The organism is Leclercia sp. 1548, assembly GCF_050435045.1.
GTDB lineage: Bacteria > Pseudomonadota > Gammaproteobacteria > Enterobacterales > Enterobacteriaceae > Enterobacter > Enterobacter adecarboxylatus.
The window spans coordinates 445,458-463,643 of record NZ_JBNDJP010000003.1 but is presented as its reverse complement, the minus strand read 5'-3'; the positions used below and the strand labels follow the sequence as shown (position 1 = coordinate 463,643).

The 18,186-nt window shown below is 56.2% G+C and carries 13 protein-coding genes and 1 pseudogene; 8 read left to right on the top strand and 6 right to left on the bottom strand.

What is annotated here, in order from left to right:
• Positions 1-107: 107 nt before the first annotated feature.
• A complete protein-coding gene (locus tag ABIE02_RS11660; RefSeq protein WP_336994942.1) occupies positions 108-2,051 on the bottom strand; it encodes a bifunctional 2',3'-cyclic-nucleotide 2'-phosphodiesterase/3'-nucleotidase in 1,944 nt (647 codons plus the stop codon).
• A gap of 190 nt (positions 2,052-2,241) precedes the next feature.
• Between ABIE02_RS11660 and cysQ the strand changes: the two genes are divergently transcribed.
• Entirely contained in the window at positions 2,242-2,982 is a 741-nt protein-coding gene (gene cysQ / locus ABIE02_RS11655) for a 3'(2'),5'-bisphosphate nucleotidase CysQ (RefSeq protein WP_032616220.1), read from the top strand.
• On the opposite strand, the gene ABIE02_RS11650 is transcribed toward cysQ, so the two are convergent.
• On the bottom strand, positions 2,976-3,533 hold the full coding sequence (locus ABIE02_RS11650; protein WP_032616221.1) for a YtfJ family protein: 558 nt from the start codon (positions 3,531-3,533) through the stop codon (positions 2,976-2,978). The two genes, cysQ and ABIE02_RS11650, sit on opposite strands and share 7 nt — an antisense overlap.
• 322 nt (positions 3,534-3,855) lie before the next feature.
• Here ABIE02_RS11650 and ABIE02_RS11645 point away from each other — a divergent pair, with 322 nt between their 5' ends.
• Positions 3,856-4,062, top strand: coding sequence for a DUF1107 domain-containing protein (locus ABIE02_RS11645; RefSeq protein WP_032616223.1), 207 nt, complete (start codon positions 3,856-3,858; stop codon positions 4,060-4,062).
• A 71-nt stretch (positions 4,063-4,133) separates the two neighbouring features.
• Here ABIE02_RS11645 and ABIE02_RS11640 read toward each other — a convergent pair whose 3' ends face one another.
• Positions 4,134-5,471 carry a hemolysin family protein gene (locus ABIE02_RS11640; protein WP_032616224.1) on the bottom strand — a complete coding sequence of 446 codons (1,338 nt, stop codon included), beginning with the start codon at positions 5,469-5,471 and terminating at the stop codon, positions 4,134-4,136.
• A gap of 361 nt (positions 5,472-5,832) precedes the next feature.
• Here ABIE02_RS11640 and ABIE02_RS11635 point away from each other — a divergent pair.
• Positions 5,833-5,988 (top strand): annotated as a pseudogene (locus ABIE02_RS11635) (LacI family DNA-binding transcriptional regulator); the annotation flags it as partial.
• Here ABIE02_RS11635 and msrA read toward each other — a convergent pair.
• Positions 5,989-6,630, bottom strand: coding sequence for a peptide-methionine (S)-S-oxide reductase MsrA (gene msrA, locus ABIE02_RS11630; RefSeq protein WP_032616225.1), 642 nt, complete (start codon positions 6,628-6,630; stop codon positions 5,989-5,991).
• A 224-nt stretch (positions 6,631-6,854) separates the two neighbouring features.
• Between msrA and tamA the strand changes: the two genes are divergently transcribed.
• From tamA to ABIE02_RS11615, 3 genes are read left to right on the top strand one after another with little or no spacing between them, the layout of a single operon-like run.
• Positions 6,855-8,588, top strand: coding sequence for an autotransporter assembly complex protein TamA (gene tamA, locus ABIE02_RS11625; protein ID WP_280713672.1), 1,734 nt, complete (start codon positions 6,855-6,857; stop codon positions 8,586-8,588).
• Positions 8,585-12,361, top strand: a complete 3,777-nt coding sequence (gene tamB, locus ABIE02_RS11620; protein ID WP_336994941.1) for an autotransporter assembly complex protein TamB — start codon at positions 8,585-8,587, stop codon at positions 12,359-12,361. The genes tamA and tamB overlap by 4 nt, the downstream gene beginning before the upstream one ends.
• A gap of 2 nt (positions 12,362-12,363) precedes the next feature.
• Complete coding sequence (locus ABIE02_RS11615; RefSeq protein WP_032616228.1) at positions 12,364-12,708, top strand: gamma-glutamylcyclotransferase family protein; 345 nt, start codon at positions 12,364-12,366, stop codon at positions 12,706-12,708.
• A gap of 37 nt (positions 12,709-12,745) precedes the next feature.
• Here ABIE02_RS11615 and ABIE02_RS11610 read toward each other — a convergent pair whose 3' ends face one another.
• Together ABIE02_RS11610 and ppa are read right to left on the bottom strand one after the other, a co-directional pair.
• The gene (locus tag ABIE02_RS11610; RefSeq protein WP_336994940.1) at positions 12,746-14,329 is read right to left on the bottom strand and encodes a methyl-accepting chemotaxis protein; all 1,584 of its coding nucleotides are present in this window, start codon (positions 14,327-14,329) and stop codon (positions 12,746-12,748) included.
• Between the two features lie 219 nt (positions 14,330-14,548).
• Complete coding sequence (ppa, locus tag ABIE02_RS11605; protein WP_032616230.1) at positions 14,549-15,076, bottom strand: inorganic diphosphatase; 528 nt, start codon at positions 15,074-15,076, stop codon at positions 14,549-14,551.
• 309 nt (positions 15,077-15,385) lie between these two features.
• Between ppa and ytfQ the strand changes: the two genes are divergently transcribed.
• Positions 15,386-16,342 carry a galactofuranose ABC transporter substrate-binding protein YtfQ gene (gene ytfQ / locus ABIE02_RS11600; RefSeq protein ID WP_032616231.1) on the top strand — a complete coding sequence of 319 codons (957 nt, stop codon included), beginning with the start codon at positions 15,386-15,388 and terminating at the stop codon, positions 16,340-16,342.
• A 333-nt stretch (positions 16,343-16,675) separates the two neighbouring features.
• Entirely contained in the window at positions 16,676-18,178 is a 1,503-nt protein-coding gene (ytfR, locus tag ABIE02_RS11595; protein ID WP_032616233.1) for a galactofuranose ABC transporter, ATP-binding protein YtfR, read from the top strand.
• The last annotated feature ends 8 nt before the right edge of the window (positions 18,179-18,186 follow it).

Here is an 18,186-nt window from a genome sequence, read left to right as displayed (position 1 = left end):
TTTTTAGCCACCGTTTTATCGATACAAAGCACTTCTTCACGCCGTTTTGCGGTCTGACTGCCGGGGGCGGCTTCGCCTTACCCGGCCTTCAGAAACCCTCACTTCTGTTATTTGCTTAAATCTACCTGATAAATCGCAAACCCAATCTCATCGGTTGCGACCTGCTGCATCGGATACTGCGCTTTCTCTTTGATAAACGCCGCCGCTTTTTCTGATGGCGACGTCTCAAAGCGAACATCCAGCTTCACCTTGCTGGCGATCGGTGCCAGACGCCAGTTGTTGTCCGCTGCCGGATGAATTTCAACACTCTTTTTCGACTGCTCACCGATCCACGCAGCCAGCACCGAGCGGTTCTCATCCGGTGAAGCGAAGGCGATATGGCTGTCGCCGGTTCCGGCAAACTTACCGCCGTAGGCGCGATAGTTATTGGTCGCCACCAGGAAGGTCGCTTTAGGATCGATTGGCTTACCGTTAAAGGTCAGGTTTTTGATACGCTCCGCCTGGGCATTTACTACCTGGCACTCGCCGTCATATTTTGCCGGCTGCGAGACATCAATCTGATACTCCACGCCGTCGATTACGTCGAAGTTATAGGTACGGAACCCGTCCCAGTTAATCAGCGACTGCGGTTGGGGGCTGTTCGTATCGATCTGGTTGAATTGTCCGGCAGAGCACTCCAGCCACTCCTTCACCTCCTGGCCGGTCGCTTTCACCACTACCAGGGTGTTCGGATAGAGATAGAGATCGGCGGCGTTACGGAAAGTCAGCTGGCCTTTTTCCACTTCGACGTAGCTGGCCGGATCGTTCTTACGTCCGCCCACTTTAAATGGCGCGGCAGCAGAGAGTACCGGCAGTTTCGCCAGGTCCGGGTCGCCCTGAATATAGCGCTCCACGTAGGCTTTCTGCGCCATGTTCACTACCTGCACGGTGGGATCGTCCTGCACCAGCGACAGGTAGCTGTACATGTTGTCCGAGGATTTACCGATCGGTTTGCTGACAAACTCACGGGTAGCGTCGTGATCGTGTTTCAGCACCTCGACGATGTTTTTATCCTCACCCACCAGCGCTTTTTTGGCGGCCAGATCGTAAATCGGTCGCGCTTCGGCCTTCGACTGCGTCACCTGCCATTTGCCGCCGTCATTATTCAGCACCAGATCAACCACCCCGAGGTGATCCCCCCACATGCCCGGCATGACAGCAGGTACACCGTTCAGCGTTCCTTTGGCAATATCAGCCCCTTTAATGCTGGCGAAATCTTTGCCCGGGAACACTGCGTGCGCGTGGCCGAAGAGAATGGCATCAACGCCTTTCACTTCGCTGAGGTAGTAGACGGAGTTTTCCGCCATCGCCTGATACGGATCGGCAGACAGACCCGAGTGCGCCACGACGACCACCAGATCGGCGCCTTTCTCACGCATCTCCGGCACATACTTACGTGCAGTTTCCGTAATGTCATTGACCGTCACTTTGCCGCTCAGGTTGGCCTTATCCCAGGTCATGATTTGCGGCGGTACAAAACCGATATAACCAATCTTCAGGGTCTGTGTTTTCCCGTCCTGATCGACCACGGTCGTCTCTTTGATCAGATAAGGAGTTAACAGCGGCTTATTGGTCTTAACGTCGATGATATTGGCGTTAACGTACGGGAATTTGGCTCCGGAGAGCGCCATGTGTAGATAATCCAGCCCGTAGTTAAACTCGTGGTTGCCGAGGTTACCCACCGCGTAGTCCAGGGTGTTCAGCGCCTTATAGACCGGATGCACATCGCCCTTTTTCAGACCTTTCGCCGCCATGTAATCGCCAAGCGGACTACCCTGAATTAAGTCCCCGTTATCGACCAGCACGCTGTTTTTCACTTCGCTACGGGCGGCATTAATCAGGCTGGCAGTGCGAACCAGGCCAAATTTTTCCGTCGGTGCATCTTTGTAGTAGTCGAAGTCCATCATATTGCTGTGCAGGTCGGTCGTTTCCATAATGCGGAGATCAACTGTCGCTGCCTGTACGCTCGCGGCAATCAGCGTCGCCAGGAGCGTTGCGCTAAACTTAATCATCAGAGGAGTCCTTTTTTTGAAGCAGGCCACAAAAGAATATGTATCTATATTTTTTTGCTTACAGAATTGTGAATCCTGCCAGAAAAAAGTGCCCTGAAACCGGAATTGCTTCACAGATAGCGGATTTATTCACAATGCGATATAAATAAAACAAAGAGTTAAACCCACTGTGTTAACAAAGAGGTGGAGAATGTTAGATAAAATTTGTCAGCTCGCACGGGATGCGGGCGATGCCATTATGCAGGTCTATGATGGCAAGATCCCGATGGACGTGCTCAGCAAAATCGATGACTCGCCGGTAACCGCAGCGGATCTCGCGGCACACAGAGTGATCCTGCAAGGTCTGCAGGCGCTGACGCCCGATATTCCGGTGCTGTCAGAAGAAGATCCTCAGCCGTGGGAAGAGCGCCAGCACTGGCAACGTTACTGGCTGGTTGATCCGCTGGACGGCACCAAGGAGTTCATCAAACGTAATGGTGAATTCACCGTCAACATTGCCCTGATTGAGAATGGCAAAGCGGTGCTGGGTGTGGTCTATGCCCCGGTGCTGAACGTGATGTATAGCGCCGCCGAAGGCAAAGCCTGGAAAGAAGAGTGTGGCGTGCGTAAACAGATTCAGGTGCGTGATGCCCGGCCACCGCTGGTGGTCATCAGCCGCTCGCACGCCGATAACGAACTGCAGGAGTACCTGCATCAGTTAGGTGAGCATCAGACGACGTCGATCGGTTCCTCGCTGAAGTTCTGCCTGGTAGCAGAAGGGCAGGCGCAGCTGTATCCCCGCTTTGGGCCGACAAACGTCTGGGATACGGCGGCAGGTCACGCCGTTGCCGCCGCTGCGGGAGCACACGTTCACGACTGGCAGGGCAAGCCGCTCGACTATACCCCGCGTGAATCGTTCCTCAATCCCGGCTTCCGTGTCTCGCTTTACTGACCGAGCAGCTTATGCAGCAGGGCAACCACCTGCTGCACCTCTTCCTGCGTCAGCGATCCGTCTTTGGCCCATTGAATGCGGCCTTCTTTATCCAGCACGGCAATCGCTGAACTCTCTTCTTGCAGCTGCCATGCGGCGCGCGCCGTGCCGTTGCTGTCGACGATAATCTGCGACCACGGATAGAGCTTTTTATTGCTCTCAAGGCTGCTACGTACAAACATGCCAGAGCCAGGAATCGCATCGTCGGTATTGACGATGGTGGTCGTCTGGTAGTGATCTCTTGGTAAATTTGCCGCCTTGATCGCTTCAATTAAGGTTGCGTTTTTCTCTTTTGCTGACGAGCGACCGGCAATATGTAGCACAACTCGCACTTTGCCTGGGAGCTGCGCGCTATTCCAGGTTTTATAGCTAAACTTATCATTGTCGAGGATCAATTCTCCCCGGTCGGCAATGCCCACCGGCGGCACACGTTGTCCCTTATCAAAATTATGTGCGGAAGCCATCAGTGGCAGCATCAGGCAGGCAGTTGCCAGAATGTTACGTAGAGTCATGGTGTTTCCTTATTTTTTAGCAGGTGATCCGACCACTTGGTCTGACGTTTAATCATAAGTGCGATTGCGGCGCTTTACCCGCAATCCCGGTGCCAGAGTGAGGCGGAACGCACATATCTGCGCAAAAACGAAGGCTTATACTGCTCGAAAGTTACCATTGCAAAGAATATTCTGATTATTTGTCATCAAAAGGTAAATAAACTTATGCAGACTGGGTATCACCGTTTTTCTGGACTATAGTCATTGGGCAATAAATTTGCGCTCCAGAGGGTCGGCCCGATTGTGGTGCCGCAAGAGCGTATGATTCGCAGGAGATAATAGAATGAAAATTTTCCAACGCTACAATCCGCTTCAGGTGGCGAAATACGTAAAAATCCTGTTCCGTGGACGGTTGTATATCAAGGATGTTGGCGCTTTTGAGTTCGATAAGGGCAAAATCCTTGTCCCAAAAGTGAAGGATAAACAGCACTTTTCTGTGATGTCCGAAGTCAACCGTCAGGTTATGCGTCTGCAAACTGAGATGGCTTAACCAACGTGCTATGCAGTAAAAAAATCGCAGTAAAAAAAACGGCTCCCCAGGGAGCCGTTGATGTTTCTGGCTTAGGCCGACGCGTTCTCTTCGGCGTCCGGCAGTTTCGGCACCAGCACGGTCGGCTTGTTGTCGATGCGCGTCACCAGCAGCTGGTCGATGCGGTAGTTGTCGATATCCACCACTTCGAACTTATATCCCGAGAATTTCACCGAGTCGGTGCGTTTCGGGATCTTACGCAGCATAAACATCATAAAGCCGCCAATGGTCTCGTAGTTACCGGACTGCGGGAACTCGTCGATATCCAGCACGCGCATCACGTCGTCGATCGGCGTACCGCCATCCACCAGCCATGAGTTCTCATCACGCGCCACAATCTGTTCTTCCAGACCCTGGCCCACCAGATCGCCCATCAGCGTGGTCATCACGTCATTGAGCGTGATGATCCCCACCACCAGCGCGTATTCATTCATGATTACCGCGAAGTCTTCCCCGGCGGTTTTGAAGCTTTCCAGCGCTTCGGAGAGCGTCAGGGTGTCCGGCACAATCAGCGTATTGCGGATCTGGACGCCGCTGTTCAGCGCCAGGCTCTGGTTCGCCAGCACACGGTTCAGCAAGTCTTTGGAATCCACATAGCCGATGATGTGGTCAATATCCTCATTACAGACCAGGAACTTGGAGTGCGGATGTTCCGCCACTTTGTTCTTCAGGCTCTGCTCGTCTTCGTGCAGATCGAACCAGATCACGTTCTCGCGGCCGGTCATTGACGACGGCACGGTACGCGACTCCAGCTCAAACACGTTCTCGATCAGCTCATGCTCCTGCTTACGCAGCACCCCTGCCAGCGCACCGGCTTCAAATACCGCGTAGACGTCATCAGAGGTGATGTCGTCTTTACGTACCATCGGCAGCTTGAACAGGCGGAAGATGGTGTTTGCCAGGCCGTTAAAGAACCACACCAGCGGGCGGAACACGAACAGGCAGAAGCGCATCGGGTTGATGATGCGCAAAGCCACGGCTTCGGGCGCAATCATACCGATGCGTTTCGGGGTCAAATCGGCAAACAGAATGAACAGGCCGGTCACCAGCGAGAAGGAGAGGATAAAGCTCAGTTGCTCGGAGAGTTCAGGAGAGAAGTAGTTAGAGAAAACGCTATGAAACACCGGGGAGAATGCGGCGTCGCCGACGATACCGCCCAGGATGGCGACGGCATTAAGGCCAATTTGCACTACGGTGAAGAACATCCCCGGATTTTCCTGCATTTTCAGGACCCGTTGGGCATTAAGGTTGCCATCATCGGCGAGCAGCTTAAGTTTGATTTTACGGGATGCGGCCAGAGAGATTTCCGATATCGAGAAAAATGCACTGACAGCGATTAGACAAAGTATGACTAAGATACTGTTTAACATAGTTTATCCGGCTTCTCGCCAGATCCTCAGAGATAATACTGTGAAGAGACATTGAGTACCCGCTCGTAGCGTTGAGCCGGTTATTTACGCGGCTAGTATAGCGTAAAGGCGTGTAAATCTGCCAGAGGTCACGTTTTACACATATTTTGAGGGTAAATGTATGCCGGGTAACGCAAGGTGTGACCCGGCATAGCAGGGGGGAACTGCCTGCTCTGCTCTCGCACCAGATACCTCTCTCCCGCACGATAGGGCACAGCTTACGGCGTCAGGCCATCGTATAACCCGCGTTTTGTGTTCGAGGGATGTTAAGCGACACCTCCTGCACCCGCAAAAGGCCAGGGAAGAGAATGTCCGCACCGCGCGGGATCGGGGTATAAACGCTGTGCAACTATTGCAGACGCGGCTCAACCGGCCGCAGGCACTGGTTTTGAAGCTGCTGTTAAAGGGTAAAGAGATAAAGGACGGTTCGGTAAGCAATGCCATGCGCCACGCGGCTCGCGTGGCGCTAAACCCATAATCAGGCCAGTTGTGGCGGCAGGCATACGCCGATGCCACCGATACCGCAGTAGCCGTACGGATTTTTATGCAGGTACTGCTGGTGATCGTCTTCCGCGTAGTAGAACGGCAGCGCGGTGGCGATCTCCGTGGTGACCTGACGGTCGTCGTTTGCCGCGAGCATCGCCTGCTGGAAGCGCGCCAGGCTGTCGCGGGCCGCTGCGTCCTGTTCCGGGGTGAGCGGATAGATCGCTGAGCGGTACTGGGTGCCGTGGTCATTGCCCTGACGCATACCCTGCGCCGGGTCGTGGTTTTCCCAGAACACCTGCAGCAGCTGTTCATAGCTGATTACGTTCGGATCATACACAACCCGCACCGCCTCGGCATGACCGGTCTGGCCGGAGCAGACTTCGCGGTAGGTTGGGTTAGGGGTATAGCCGCCGGTGTAGCCCGCAGCGGTGCTATAGACGCCAGGCAGCTGCCAGAACAGGCGCTCCACGCCCCAGAAACAGCCCATCGCGAACAGGGCGATAGCCATGCCGTCGGGGACATTGGTCATTGAGTGACCGTTCACGGCGTGCAGGGTGGCGACTGGCATAGGGGTGTTCCGTCCCGGTAATGCATCCGCCTGAGCAACAAGGTGCTTTTTATCGAATAAACTCACGGTGTGACCTCCGGGTAGGTGATGTTTGGGTTAAGGTTGTCACGACGCGTTTAATTGAACACAATAAATGCCGTGAATGAGTCTAGATTTAAACATAAGAAATATTAGGTTGTTTAACCATTTTTCAACCCGTGTATTGGGTTTTGGGCTTTATGCCGTGATCTGCCGCGGAGCGGCAATTCATCTGCTTCCAGGGGTGGAAACAAGGATATTCAGGAGAAAACGTGCTAAAAATCCGCCAGTTATGTTTAGTCAGTTTCTTGCTGACAAGCGGAATCGCCGACGCGGCGAATGTTCGTTTGCAGGTTGAGGGGTTATCCGGGAAACTGGAAAAAAACGTACGCGCACAGCTCTCCACGATCCAGAGCGACGAAGTGACGCCAGACCGTCGCTTCCGCGCCCGTGTGGATGACGCCATCCGTGGCGGTTTAAAAGCGCTCGGCTACTACGAACCCACTATCGACTTCGAACTGCGTCCACCTCCGGCCAAAGGGCGGCAGGTATTGATTGCCCGTGTCAAGCCGGGCGAGCCGGTGCTGATCGGCGGCACGGACGTGGTGCTGCGCGGCGGCGCGCGCACGGATCGCGACTACCTCGATCTGCTGAATACGCGACCGAAAAACGGCACCGTGCTTAATCACAGCGATTACGACGGCTTCAAAAAAGATCTGACCAAAGTAGCGCTGCGCAAAGGCTATTTCGACAGTCAGTTCAATAAAAGCCAGCTGGGCATCGCCCTCGACAGACGCCTGGCATTCTGGGATATCGACTACGACAGCGGCGAACGTTACCGCTTTGGCGACGTCACCTTTGAAGGGTCGCAAATTCGCGACGAATATCTGCAAAATCTGATCCCCTTCAAAGAGGGCGACTATTACCAGTCGAAAGATCTGGCCGAGCTTAACCGCCGCCTCTCTGCCACCGGCTGGTTTAACTCAGTAGTGGTAGCCCCAGAATTTGATAAAGCGCGGCAGACCAAAGTGCTGCCGCTGCACGGCGTGGTCTCGCCACGCACCGAGAACACCATTGAGACCGGGGTTGGTTACTCCACCGACGTCGGCCCGCGGGTCAAAGCGACGTGGAAAAAGCCGTGGATGAACTCCTACGGCCATAGCCTGACCACCAACGCCAGTATCTCTGCTCCCGAACAGCAGCTGGATTTCAGCTATAAAATGCCGCTGCTGAAAAACCCGCTTGAGCAATATTACCTGGTGCAGGGCGGCTTTAAGCGCACCGATCTGAACGATACCGAAGCCGACTCCACGACCCTCGCCGTGTCGCGCTACTGGGATCTCTCCAGCGGCTGGCAGCGCGCCATTAACCTGCGCTGGAGCCTCGACCACTTTACCCAGGCCAATGTAACCAACACCACCATGCTGCTCTATCCTGGGGTGATGATCAGCCGGACCCGCTCCCGCGGCGGGCTGATGCCGACCTGGGGCGATTCTCAGCGCTATTCAGTGGATTACTCCAATACCGCCTGGGGTTCAGATGTCGATTTTGTCGTTGTGCAGGCGCAGAACGCCTGGATCCGCACCCTCTACGATCGTCACCGCTTCGTGATGCGCGGCAATCTGGGCTGGATTGAGACCGGCGATTTCGAAAAAGTGCCGCCGGATCTTCGCTTCTTCGCTGGGGGCGATCGCAGTATTCGTGGCTACAAATACAAATCCATCGCGCCAAAAGATGACGACGGCAAGCTGATCGGGGCCTCGAAGCTGGCCACCGGCTCGCTGGAGTATCAATACAACGTCACCGGAAAATGGTGGGGCGCGACCTTTATCGACAGCGGGGAAGCGGTAAGCGATATCCGCCGCAGCGACTTTAAAACCGGCGCAGGCGTCGGGGTGCGCTGGGAATCACCGGTCGGGCCGATCAAGCTCGATTTCGCCGTGCCGGTGGGTGATAAAGATGAACACGGTTTACAGTTTTACATCGGTCTGGGGCCTGAATTATGAGTTTATGGAAGAAAATCAGCCTCGGCGTTGTGCTGTTTATTTTGCTGCTGTTGTCTGCGGTGGCCTTTCTGGTGGGCACCACCAGCGGGCTGCATCTGCTGTTTAAGGCGGCCAACCGTTGGGTGCCGGGGCTGGAGATTGGCCAGGTCACCGGCGGCTGGCGCGACCTGCATCTGAAAAACGTCCGCTATGACCAGCCGGGCGTGGCGGTCACCGCGGGCGATCTGCACCTGGCGGTGAAGCTCAGCTGTCTGCGTGACAGCAGCCTGTGCGTTAACGATCTGTCGTTAAAAGACGTGTTCGTGACGATCGATTCGAAAAAAATGCCGGAAGCGGCACCGCCTGCTGAAGAGGAGAGCGGGCCGCTGGATCTCTCCACGCCATACCCGATTTCGCTTAACCGGGTGGCGCTGAATAACGTCAACGTCAAAATCGACGACACCACCGTGTCGGTGATGGACTTCACCTCGGGCCTGCGCTGGCAGGAGAAAAACCTGACCCTGACGCCGACCGCCCTGCAGGGGCTGCTGATTGCCCTGCCGAAAGTGGCGGACGTGGCGCAGGAGGAGATCGTCGAGCCAAAAATTCAGAACCCGAAGCCGGAAGAGAAGCCGCTGGGCGAAACGCTGAAAGAGCTCTTCTCTAAACCGGTCCTGCCGGAGATGACCGACGTTCATCTGCCGTTGAACCTCAACATCGAAGAGTTTAAGGGTGAGCAACTGCGCCTGACCGGCGATACGGACCTGACGGTCTTCAACATGCTGCTGAAGGTGAGCAGTATCGACGGCAATATGAAGCTCGACGCGCTGGATATCGACACCAACCAGGGGAGCGTCAACGCCACCGGTAATGCGCAGCTGCGCGATAACTGGCCGGTGGACATCACCCTCAACAGCAGCCTGAACATCGACCCCATCAAGGGCGAAAAGGTGAAACTGAAGGTCGGCGGTGCCCTGCGTGAGCAACTGGAGTTTGGCGTGAACCTCTCCGGTCCGGTGGATCTGGTGCTGCGCGGCCAGACCCGGCTTGCAGAGGCGGGCCTGCCCCTCAACCTGGAAGTGGTCAGTGAACAGCTGTACTGGCCCTTCACCGGCGAGAAGCAATATCAGGCCGATGACGTGAAGCTGAAGCTCACCGGTAAAATGACCGACTACACCCTGTCGTTCCGCACTGCGGTGAAAGGGGAGGGGCTACCGCCTGCGGGCATTACCCTTGATGCGAAGGGCAACGAACAGCAGATTAACCTCGATAAGCTGACGGTCGCGGCGCTGGAGGGCAAAACCGAGCTGACGGCGCTGCTCGACTGGCAGCAGGCGATCAGCTGGCGCGGGGAGCTGAAGCTCACCGGGATCAACACCGCCAAAGAGGTGCCGGACTGGCCATCGAAGCTCGACGGCCTGATTAAAACCCGCGGCAGTCTGTACGGCGGCAGCTGGCAGATGGATGTGCCGGAGCTGAAAATTACCGGCAACGTGAAGCAGAACAAAGTGGATGTACATGGCTCGCTGAAGGGCAACAGCTACCTGCAGTGGATCATTCCCGGCCTGCACGTGGCGCTGGGCCGCAATACCGCCGACATCAAGGGCGAGCTGGGGGTGAAAGATCTGGATCTGGATGCCACCATCGATGCGCCGAATCTTGATAATGCCCTGCCGGGGCTGGGCGGAACGGCGAAAGGGCTGGTGAAAGTGCGCGGCACGGTCGAGGCCCCGCAGCTTCTGGCTGACATCACCGCTAACGGCCTGCGCTGGCAGGAACTCACCATCGCCCGCGTGCGCGTCGATGGCGATGTGAAATCCACCGACCAGATCGCCGGACACATGAACCTGCGCGTGGATCGTATTTCGCAGCCGGGGGTTAACCTCAATCAGGTCACCCTGGAGGCCAAAGGCAGCGAGAAACAGCACGACCTCCAGCTGCGCGTCCAGGGCGATCCGGTCTCGGGTCAGCTGCATCTGGCGGGCAGTTTTGACCGCAAAGAGATGCGCTGGAAAGGCACGCTCGACAACACCCGCTTCGCCACCCCGGTGGGGCCGTGGTCGTTAACCCGCTCGATTGCGCTGGATTACCGCAATGCGGAGCAGAAGGTCAGCATCGGGCCACACTGCTGGACCAACCCGAACGCTGAGCTGTGCGTGCCGCAGACTATTGATGCCGGGGCCGAAGGGCGGGCGGTAGTGAACCTCAACCGCTTTGACCTGGCGATGCTCAAACCGTTTATGCCGGACGCCACCCAGGCCAGCGGCGTGTTTAGCGGTAAAGCGGATGTGGCCTGGGATACTACCAAGCCGGGGCTGCCGCAGGGCAACGTCACGCTCTCCGGGCGCAACGTGAAGGTCACGCAGGTGGTGAACGACGCGCCGCTGCCGCTGGCATTCACCACGCTCAATCTTACCGCCGATCTGCACAACAATCGCGCCGAGCTGGGCTGGCTGATCCGCCTCGCCAACAACGGCCAGTTTGATGGCCAGATCCAGGTGACCGATCCGCAAGGGCAACGCAACCTGGGCGGCAACGTCAATATCCGCAATCTCAACCTGGCGATGGCCAACGCCATTTTCTCCCGGGGCGAGAAAGCGGCAGGGATGCTGAACGCTAACCTGCGGCTGGCCGGTAACGCGCAAAGCCCGCAGCTCTTCGGTCAGATGCAACTGAACGGGGTCGATATCGACGGCAACTTTATGCCGTTCGATATGCTGCCGAGCCAGCTGGCGATGAACTTCAACGGCATGAGCTCGACGCTGACCGGGACCGTACGCACCCAGCAGGGGCAGATCAACCTCAGCGGCGATGCCGACTGGAGCCAAATCGATAACTGGCGCGCGCGGGTGGCGGCTAAGGGCAGCAAGGTGCGCATCACGGTGCCGCCAATGGTGCGTTTAGACGTCTCGCCGGACGTGGTCTTTGAGGCCACGCCACAGCTGTTCACCCTTGATGGCCGGGTCGATGTGCCGTGGGCGCGTATTGTGGTGCATGACCTGCCAGAAAGCGCGGTGGGCGTCTCCAGCGACGAGGTGATGCTCGATAAAAATCTGCAGCCGGAAGAGACCAAGCGGGCCTCTATCCCGATCAACAGCAACCTGATCGTGCATGTGGGCAACAACGTGCGGCTGGATGCCTTTGGCCTGAAGGCGAGGCTCACCGGCGATCTGAAGGTCGCGCAGGATAAACAGGGGCTGGGCCTGAACGGGCAGATCACTATCCCGGAAGGGCGCTTCCACGCTTACGGGCAGGATCTGCTTGTCCGCAAAGGCGAGCTGCTCTTCTCCGGTCCACCGGATCAGCCGCTGCTGAATATCGAGGCGATTCGTAATCCAGAGGCCACCGAGAATGACGTGATCGCCGGGGTGCGAGTCACTGGCACCGCTGACGAACCGAAAGCGGAGATATTTTCCGACCCGGCCATGTCCCAGCAGGAAGCGCTCTCATACCTGCTGCGCGGGCAAGGTCTGGACAGCAATCAGAGCGACAGTGCGGCGATGACTTCAATGTTAGTCGGTCTGGGGGTTGCACAAAGTGGTCAGGTTGTGGGTAAAATCGGGGAGACGTTTGGCGTAAGCAATCTGGCGCTGGACACCCAGGGGGTCGGTGACTCTTCACAGGTGGTGGTCAGTGGCTATGTACTGCCGGGTCTGCAGGTGAAATATGGCGTGGGGATCTTTGACTCGCTGGCGACACTCACGTTACGCTATCGCCTGATGCCTAAGCTATATCTGGAAGCGGTGTCTGGCGTAGATCAGGCACTCGATTTGCTCTATCAGTTTGAGTTTTAGCAATGCGAATATTTGTCTACGGCAGTTTACGAACCAAGCAGGGCAACAGCCACTGGATGACCAACGCCCAGTTGCTGGGGGATTACAGTATCGAGAACTACCAGTTGTACAGCCTGGGCCACTATCCAGGCGCGGTTCCGGGGAACGGAGCAGTACAGGGTGAGGTTTATCGTATTGATAATGCCACGCTGGCTGAACTTGATGCCTTGCGCACTAAAGGCGGGGAATATGCTCGCCGGTTGATCCAGACGCCCTACGGCAGTGCCTGGATGTACGTGTACCAACGTCCGGTCGATGGCCTGACGCTGATTGAAAGCGGTAACTGGTTAGACAGAGACCAGTACTGAGATGAACAACGCCACCCTCGGGTGGCGTTGTTTTTTGTTATGCCCCTTCCTGGCGCAGCTTAAAGATCTGCACCGTCTCCAGAAGCTGTTCAGCCTGGCGATGCATCGCCTGTGCCGCCGCGGACGACTCCTGCGAAAGCGTAGCGTTTTGCTGCGTGGCGGCATCCATATGGGTGACGGCCACGTTCACCTGATCGATGCCCGTGCTTTGCTCGTGGCTGGCTAACGAAATTGCCTCAATCAGTTCACTCACCTTGCTGACGCTTTGCAGAATACCGGCCATGGCAATCCCGGCTTCTTTGACCTGACCATTACCCTCATCGATGCGGCTGACAGAGCGATCGATAAGGACGCGAATCTCTTTGGCGGCCGAGGCAGAACGCTGGGCCAGCGCGCGCACTTCAGCCGCGACTACCGCGAATCCGCGGCCTTCGGTTCCCGCCCGGGCGGCTTCGACCGCGGCGTTCAGCGCGAGGATGTTGGTCTGGAAGGCGATACTGTCGATCATGCTGATAATGGTGTTGATCTCGCTGGAGAAATTATGGATCTCGCTCATGGTCTGCATGGCACGATCCACGGCTTCCTCCCCCTGACGCGCCACCTGGCGGGCATTACGAGCCAGATCGCTGGCGGTTCGTGAATGTTCCGCGTTGCTTTTGACCACCGAGGTCAGCTCTTCCATCGACGCGGCGGTCTGCTCCAGGGCACTGGCCTGGGCTTCGTTACGGGAAGAGAGTTCATGGCTGCCACTGGCAATCTGTGCCGAGGCGGTGGCGATGGTCTCGGTGCCGCTGCGTACCCCGGACACAATGCGGGTCAGGTTGATGTTCATCTCTTGCAGGGCATGCATCAGTTCGGCCGTCTCATCGCGACCGGCAACCGTAAAGCGGGACTGCAAATCCCCGGCGGCCACGGTACGGGCGATGCTCACCGCCTGGGCCAGCGGCCGGGTGATGCTGCGGATTAACCACCAGGTCACCAGCATTCCGGCGCCGAGCGTTAACGCCATCGTCAGTGCCAGCATCCAGCGGGTCTGCTGGTAGCGGGCCTGGTTCTGGTCAGCGATCTGCTGGTGAAGCATCTTTGCGTGCTGGAGAGTGTTCGCCACCACCTCGTCGATCATTCTGGTCGGTTCGCGGTCAATGCCAGTGACCTGCTTATCCACGCGCTGGGCGCTGGTCACATCCCCCACCTGATAATCGTTCAGCGCTTTCAGGTACTGTTGCTCCAGCCCGGCGTGGATCTGCCGGGTTGCCAGAACCTCGCGGTTATCCATACCGATTTTGGGCAGCAGCTCGCTCAAATGGGTGAGCAGCGCCTGGGTGGCCTGGCTCTCGCGGCTAAAAGCATTTTTGTATTTATCGAACGCCTCCTGCCCCTGGGCACCGCGCAGCAGGGTGTTTTTCCACTCTTGCACCTGGATTTTAAACTGCACCTGGGCGCTACGTGCAGTGTCGATGCTTTCCGTGATGGACTGTTCCATTGCCATAATGCGTTGTTGCTGCGTCAGGCTGTCGTTGTTAATCGCCAGGCCGCGCAACCCGGTGAAGAGTGTTGCAAGCAGCAGCAGTGCGGCCAGCAATCCTAGCCGCTGGCCAATTGTAAGGGTGTTGATTTTCATCTGTAGCAGGTATTTCCCTGGTGGAATAAAGCGATCGTGATCACGTAACGGAGGTATCGACCGAGGGCAGACAGACTTTAAGGGAGCAGAAGGGGATTAAGACAGGGTAAACGCGCTATCTCGTTAATACACATAGAGAAAAGGGGTATGTGACAGTTTCGTGACAATTGACGGGCATAAAAAAACCCCGACAAGTCGGGGCTTTTTACACGTTAAGAATTACTTCTTAGCGCGCTCAAAGGAGGCAATGATTTCAGCTTTAGCCGCTTCTGCATTGTCCCAACCTTCCACTTTCACCCATTTGCCTTTCTCGAGATCTTTGTAGTGCTCGAAGAAGTGGGCGATCTGCGCTTTCAGCAGTTCTGGCAGGTCGTTCACATCTTTGATGTGATCGTATTCTTTGCTCAGCTTGGTGTGCGGTACCGCAACCAGTTTCGCATCTTCACCGGCTTCGTCGGTCATTTTCAGAACACCAACCGGACGGCAGCGGATTACGGAACCAGGCTGCAGTGGGTATGGGGTTGGGACCAGCACGTCTACCGGGTCACCGTCCAGAGACAGGGTGTGGTTGATGTAACCGTAGTTGCACGGATAGAACATCGCGGTAGACATGAAACGGTCAACGAACAGCGCACCGGTGTCTTTGTCGATTTCGTATTTGATAGGATCAGCGTTCGCCGGGATTTCGATAACTACGTAGATGTCTTCCGGCAGTTCTTTACCCGCTGGGACGTTGAGTAAGCTCATGTCTGTGTCCTTTAAAATGATTGGTAATCAAGTGGCGAGTATTATAGCCAACTGACGCGGAATGTCTTCGCCTGTTTTCATCCTTCACTGCTTCTGAGCGCCAGTATTAGACCTTTCTCATGACAAGATAATCCATAAACTTAGCCGCATCTTTAATGGCTCAATGAAAGCGATTACAAACTTGTGATTAACGTTTTATTCACTTCTTCGAAGTGTGATGTAACACACTCCGTTACATCTCGTATTGTCTATAGTCATTTCGCAGAACACCTTTTACCCAACAATAAACTACCCTACGAGGACGTTCTTATGTGGAAGCGCTTACTTCTTGTCACAGCAGTTTCAGCAGCCATGTCGTCTATGGCAATGGCCGCCCCATTAACCGTAGGATTCGCTCAAGTCGGCTCAGAATCAGGCTGGCGAGCAGCTGAAACCAACGTCGCGAAAAGCGAGGCCGAAAAGCGCGGCATCACGCTGAAAATCGCTGACGGTCAGCAAAAACAGGAAAACCAGATCAAAGCGGTGCGTTCTTTTATCGCCCAGGGCGTTGACGCCATCTTCATTGCGCCGGTCGTGGCAACGGGCTGGGAGCCGGTATTGAAAGAAGCCAAAGATGCCGAAATTCCGGTGTTCCTGCTTGATCGTTCCATCGATGTAAAAGACAAATCTCTCTATATGACCACCGTCACTGCCGATAACGTGCTGGAAGGCAAATTGATCGGTGAGTGGCTGGTGAAGCAGGTGGATGGCAAGCCATGTAACGTGGTGGAACTGCAGGGCACCGTCGGTGCCAGCGTGGCCATCGACCGTAAGAAAGGCTTTGCCGATGCCATTTCCAAAGCGTCAAACATCAAGATTATCCGTTCTCAGTCCGGCGACTTCACCCGCAGTAAAGGGAAAGAGGTCATGGAAAGCTTTATCAAAGCCGAGAACAACGGCAAAAACATCTGCATGGTTTACGCCCATAACGATGACATGGTGATCGGCGCCATTCAGGCTATCAAAGAAGCGGGTCTGAAACCAGGCACCGATATCCTGACAGGCTCTATCGACGGCGTACCAGACATCTATAAAGCGATGATCGACAAAGAGGCCAACGCCAGCGTTGAGCTGACGCCAAACATGGCTGGTCCGGCTTTCGATGCGCTGGAAAAATTCAAGAAAGACGGCACCATGCCAGAGAAAGTCACCATCACCAAATCCACGCTTTATCTGCCTGATACCGCAAAAGAAGAGTTAGAGAAAAAGAAAAATATGGGCTACTAAGCCTTAACCCCTCACCCCTGCCCTCTCCCCATAGGGGAGAGGGAGAAAGGCGGGTTGGGCAGAAAAGTAAAGCCTGGCACGTTCAATTCCCTCTTCCCATAGGGGAGAGGGGGAAAGGCGGGTTGGGCAGAAAATTAAAGATTTGCACGATCAATTCCCTCTTCTCATAGAGGAGAGGGGAAAAGGCGGATTGGGCAGAAAAGTAAAGCCTGGCACCATCAATTCCCTCTTCTCATAGAGGAGAGGGGGAAAGGCGGGTTGGGCAGAAAATTAAAGATTTGCACGATCAATTCCCTCTCCCCTCCGGGGAGAGGGTTAGGGTGAGGGGGAAATATGACCACTGAACAACACCAGGAAATCCTCCGCACAGAGGGCTTAAGCAAATTCTTCCCCGGCGTAAAAGCGCTGGATAACGTCGATTTTAGCCTGCGGCGCGGCGAGATCATGGCCCTTCTTGGGGAAAACGGCGCCGGGAAATCCACGCTGATTAAAGCCCTGACCGGCGTCTACCATGCCGATCGCGGCACTATCTGGCTGGAAGGCCAGGCCATTTCGCCGAAAAATACCGCCCATGCCCAGCAGTTGGGGATCGGGACGGTCTATCAGGAAGTGAACCTGCTGCCGAACATGTCGGTCGCTGATAACCTGTTTATCGGTCGCGAGCCGCGGCGTTTTGGCTTTTTGCGCCGCAAAGAGATGGAGGCCCGCGCCACCCGGCTGATGGAGTCCTACGGCTTTTCCCTCGACGTGCGCGAACCGTTGAACCGTTTTTCGGTGGCGATGCAGCAGATCGTCGCTATCTGCCGCGCTATCGATCTCTCAGCCAAAGTGCTGATCCTCGATGAACCCACCGCCAGCCTGGATACCCAGGAGGTGGAGATGCTCTTCACCCTGATGCGTCAGCTGCGCGATCAGGGGGTGAGCCTGATTTTTGTCACCCACTTCCTCGATCAGGTCTACGAAGTGAGCGACCGCATTACTGTGCTGCGTAATGGCGGCTTTGTCGGCTGTCGTGAAACCCGCGAGCTGCCGCAAATCGAGCTGGTGAAAATGATGCTTGGCCGCGAACTGGAGACCAACGCCCTCCAGCGTGCGGGCCGGACGCTGCTAAGTGAAAAGCCCATTGCGGCGTTCAAGGATTACGGCAAGAAAGGCACCATTGCGCCGTTTAACCTGGAAGTCCGCCCTGGCGAGATCGTCGGCCTGGCGGGGCTGTTGGGTTCAGGCCGTACCGAAACCGCAGAGGTGATCTTCGGCATTAAACCAGCCGACACCGGCACTGCGCTGATCAAAGGCAAACCCCAGGCGCTGCGTTCGCCGCATCAGGCCTCCAGCCTCGGGATCGGCTTCTGCCCGGAAGATCGCAAAACCGACGGGATTATTGCCGCGGCCTCCGTGCGTGAAAACATCATTCTGGCCCTGCAGGCCCAGCGCGGCTGGCTGCGGCCAATCCCGCGTAAAGAGCAGAACGCCATTGCCGAGCGCTTTATTCGCCAACTGGGGATCCGCACCCCGAGCGCCGAACAGCCCATCGAATTTCTCTCGGGCGGCAACCAGCAGAAGGTGCTGCTGTCGCGCTGGCTCCTGACCAAACCGCAGTTCCTGATCCTCGACGAGCCGACACGGGGCATCGACGTGGGGGCGCATGCGGAGATTATCCGTCTGATCGAAACGCTCTGCGCCGACGGCCTGGCGCTACTGGTGATCTCCTCGGAACTGGAGGAGTTGGTGGGCTATGCCGATCGCGTGATCATCATGCGTGACCGGCAGCAGGTGGCCGAGATCCCGCTGGACGGGCTGTCCGTTCCGGCAATCATGAACGCCATTGCGGCATAAGGAGTAGA

Excerpts from the sequence above, each read along its gene's own strand:
- ppa (WP_032616230.1), bottom strand. The coding sequence starts at position 15,076 with ATGAGCTTACTCAACGTCCCAGCGGGTAAAGAACTGCCGGAAGACATC.
- ytfR (WP_032616233.1), top strand. The coding sequence starts at position 16,676 with ATGACCACTGAACAACACCAGGAAATCCTCCGCACAGAGGGCTTAAGC.
- tamB (WP_336994941.1), top strand. The coding sequence starts at position 8,585 with ATGAGTTTATGGAAGAAAATCAGCCTCGGCGTTGTGCTGTTTATTTTG.
- ABIE02_RS11615 (WP_032616228.1), top strand. The coding sequence starts at position 12,364 with ATGCGAATATTTGTCTACGGCAGTTTACGAACCAAGCAGGGCAACAGC.
- ABIE02_RS11650 (WP_032616221.1), bottom strand. The coding sequence starts at position 3,533 with ATGACTCTACGTAACATTCTGGCAACTGCCTGCCTGATGCTGCCACTG.
- ABIE02_RS11610 (WP_336994940.1), bottom strand. The coding sequence starts at position 14,329 with ATGAAAATCAACACCCTTACAATTGGCCAGCGGCTAGGATTGCTGGCC.
- ABIE02_RS11660 (WP_336994942.1), bottom strand. The coding sequence starts at position 2,051 with ATGATTAAGTTTAGCGCAACGCTCCTGGCGACGCTGATTGCCGCGAGC.
- ABIE02_RS11645 (WP_032616223.1), top strand. The coding sequence starts at position 3,856 with ATGAAAATTTTCCAACGCTACAATCCGCTTCAGGTGGCGAAATACGTA.
- cysQ (WP_032616220.1), top strand. The coding sequence starts at position 2,242 with ATGTTAGATAAAATTTGTCAGCTCGCACGGGATGCGGGCGATGCCATT.
- ABIE02_RS11640 (WP_032616224.1), bottom strand. The coding sequence starts at position 5,471 with ATGTTAAACAGTATCTTAGTCATACTTTGTCTAATCGCTGTCAGTGCA.
- ytfQ (WP_032616231.1), top strand. The coding sequence starts at position 15,386 with ATGTGGAAGCGCTTACTTCTTGTCACAGCAGTTTCAGCAGCCATGTCG.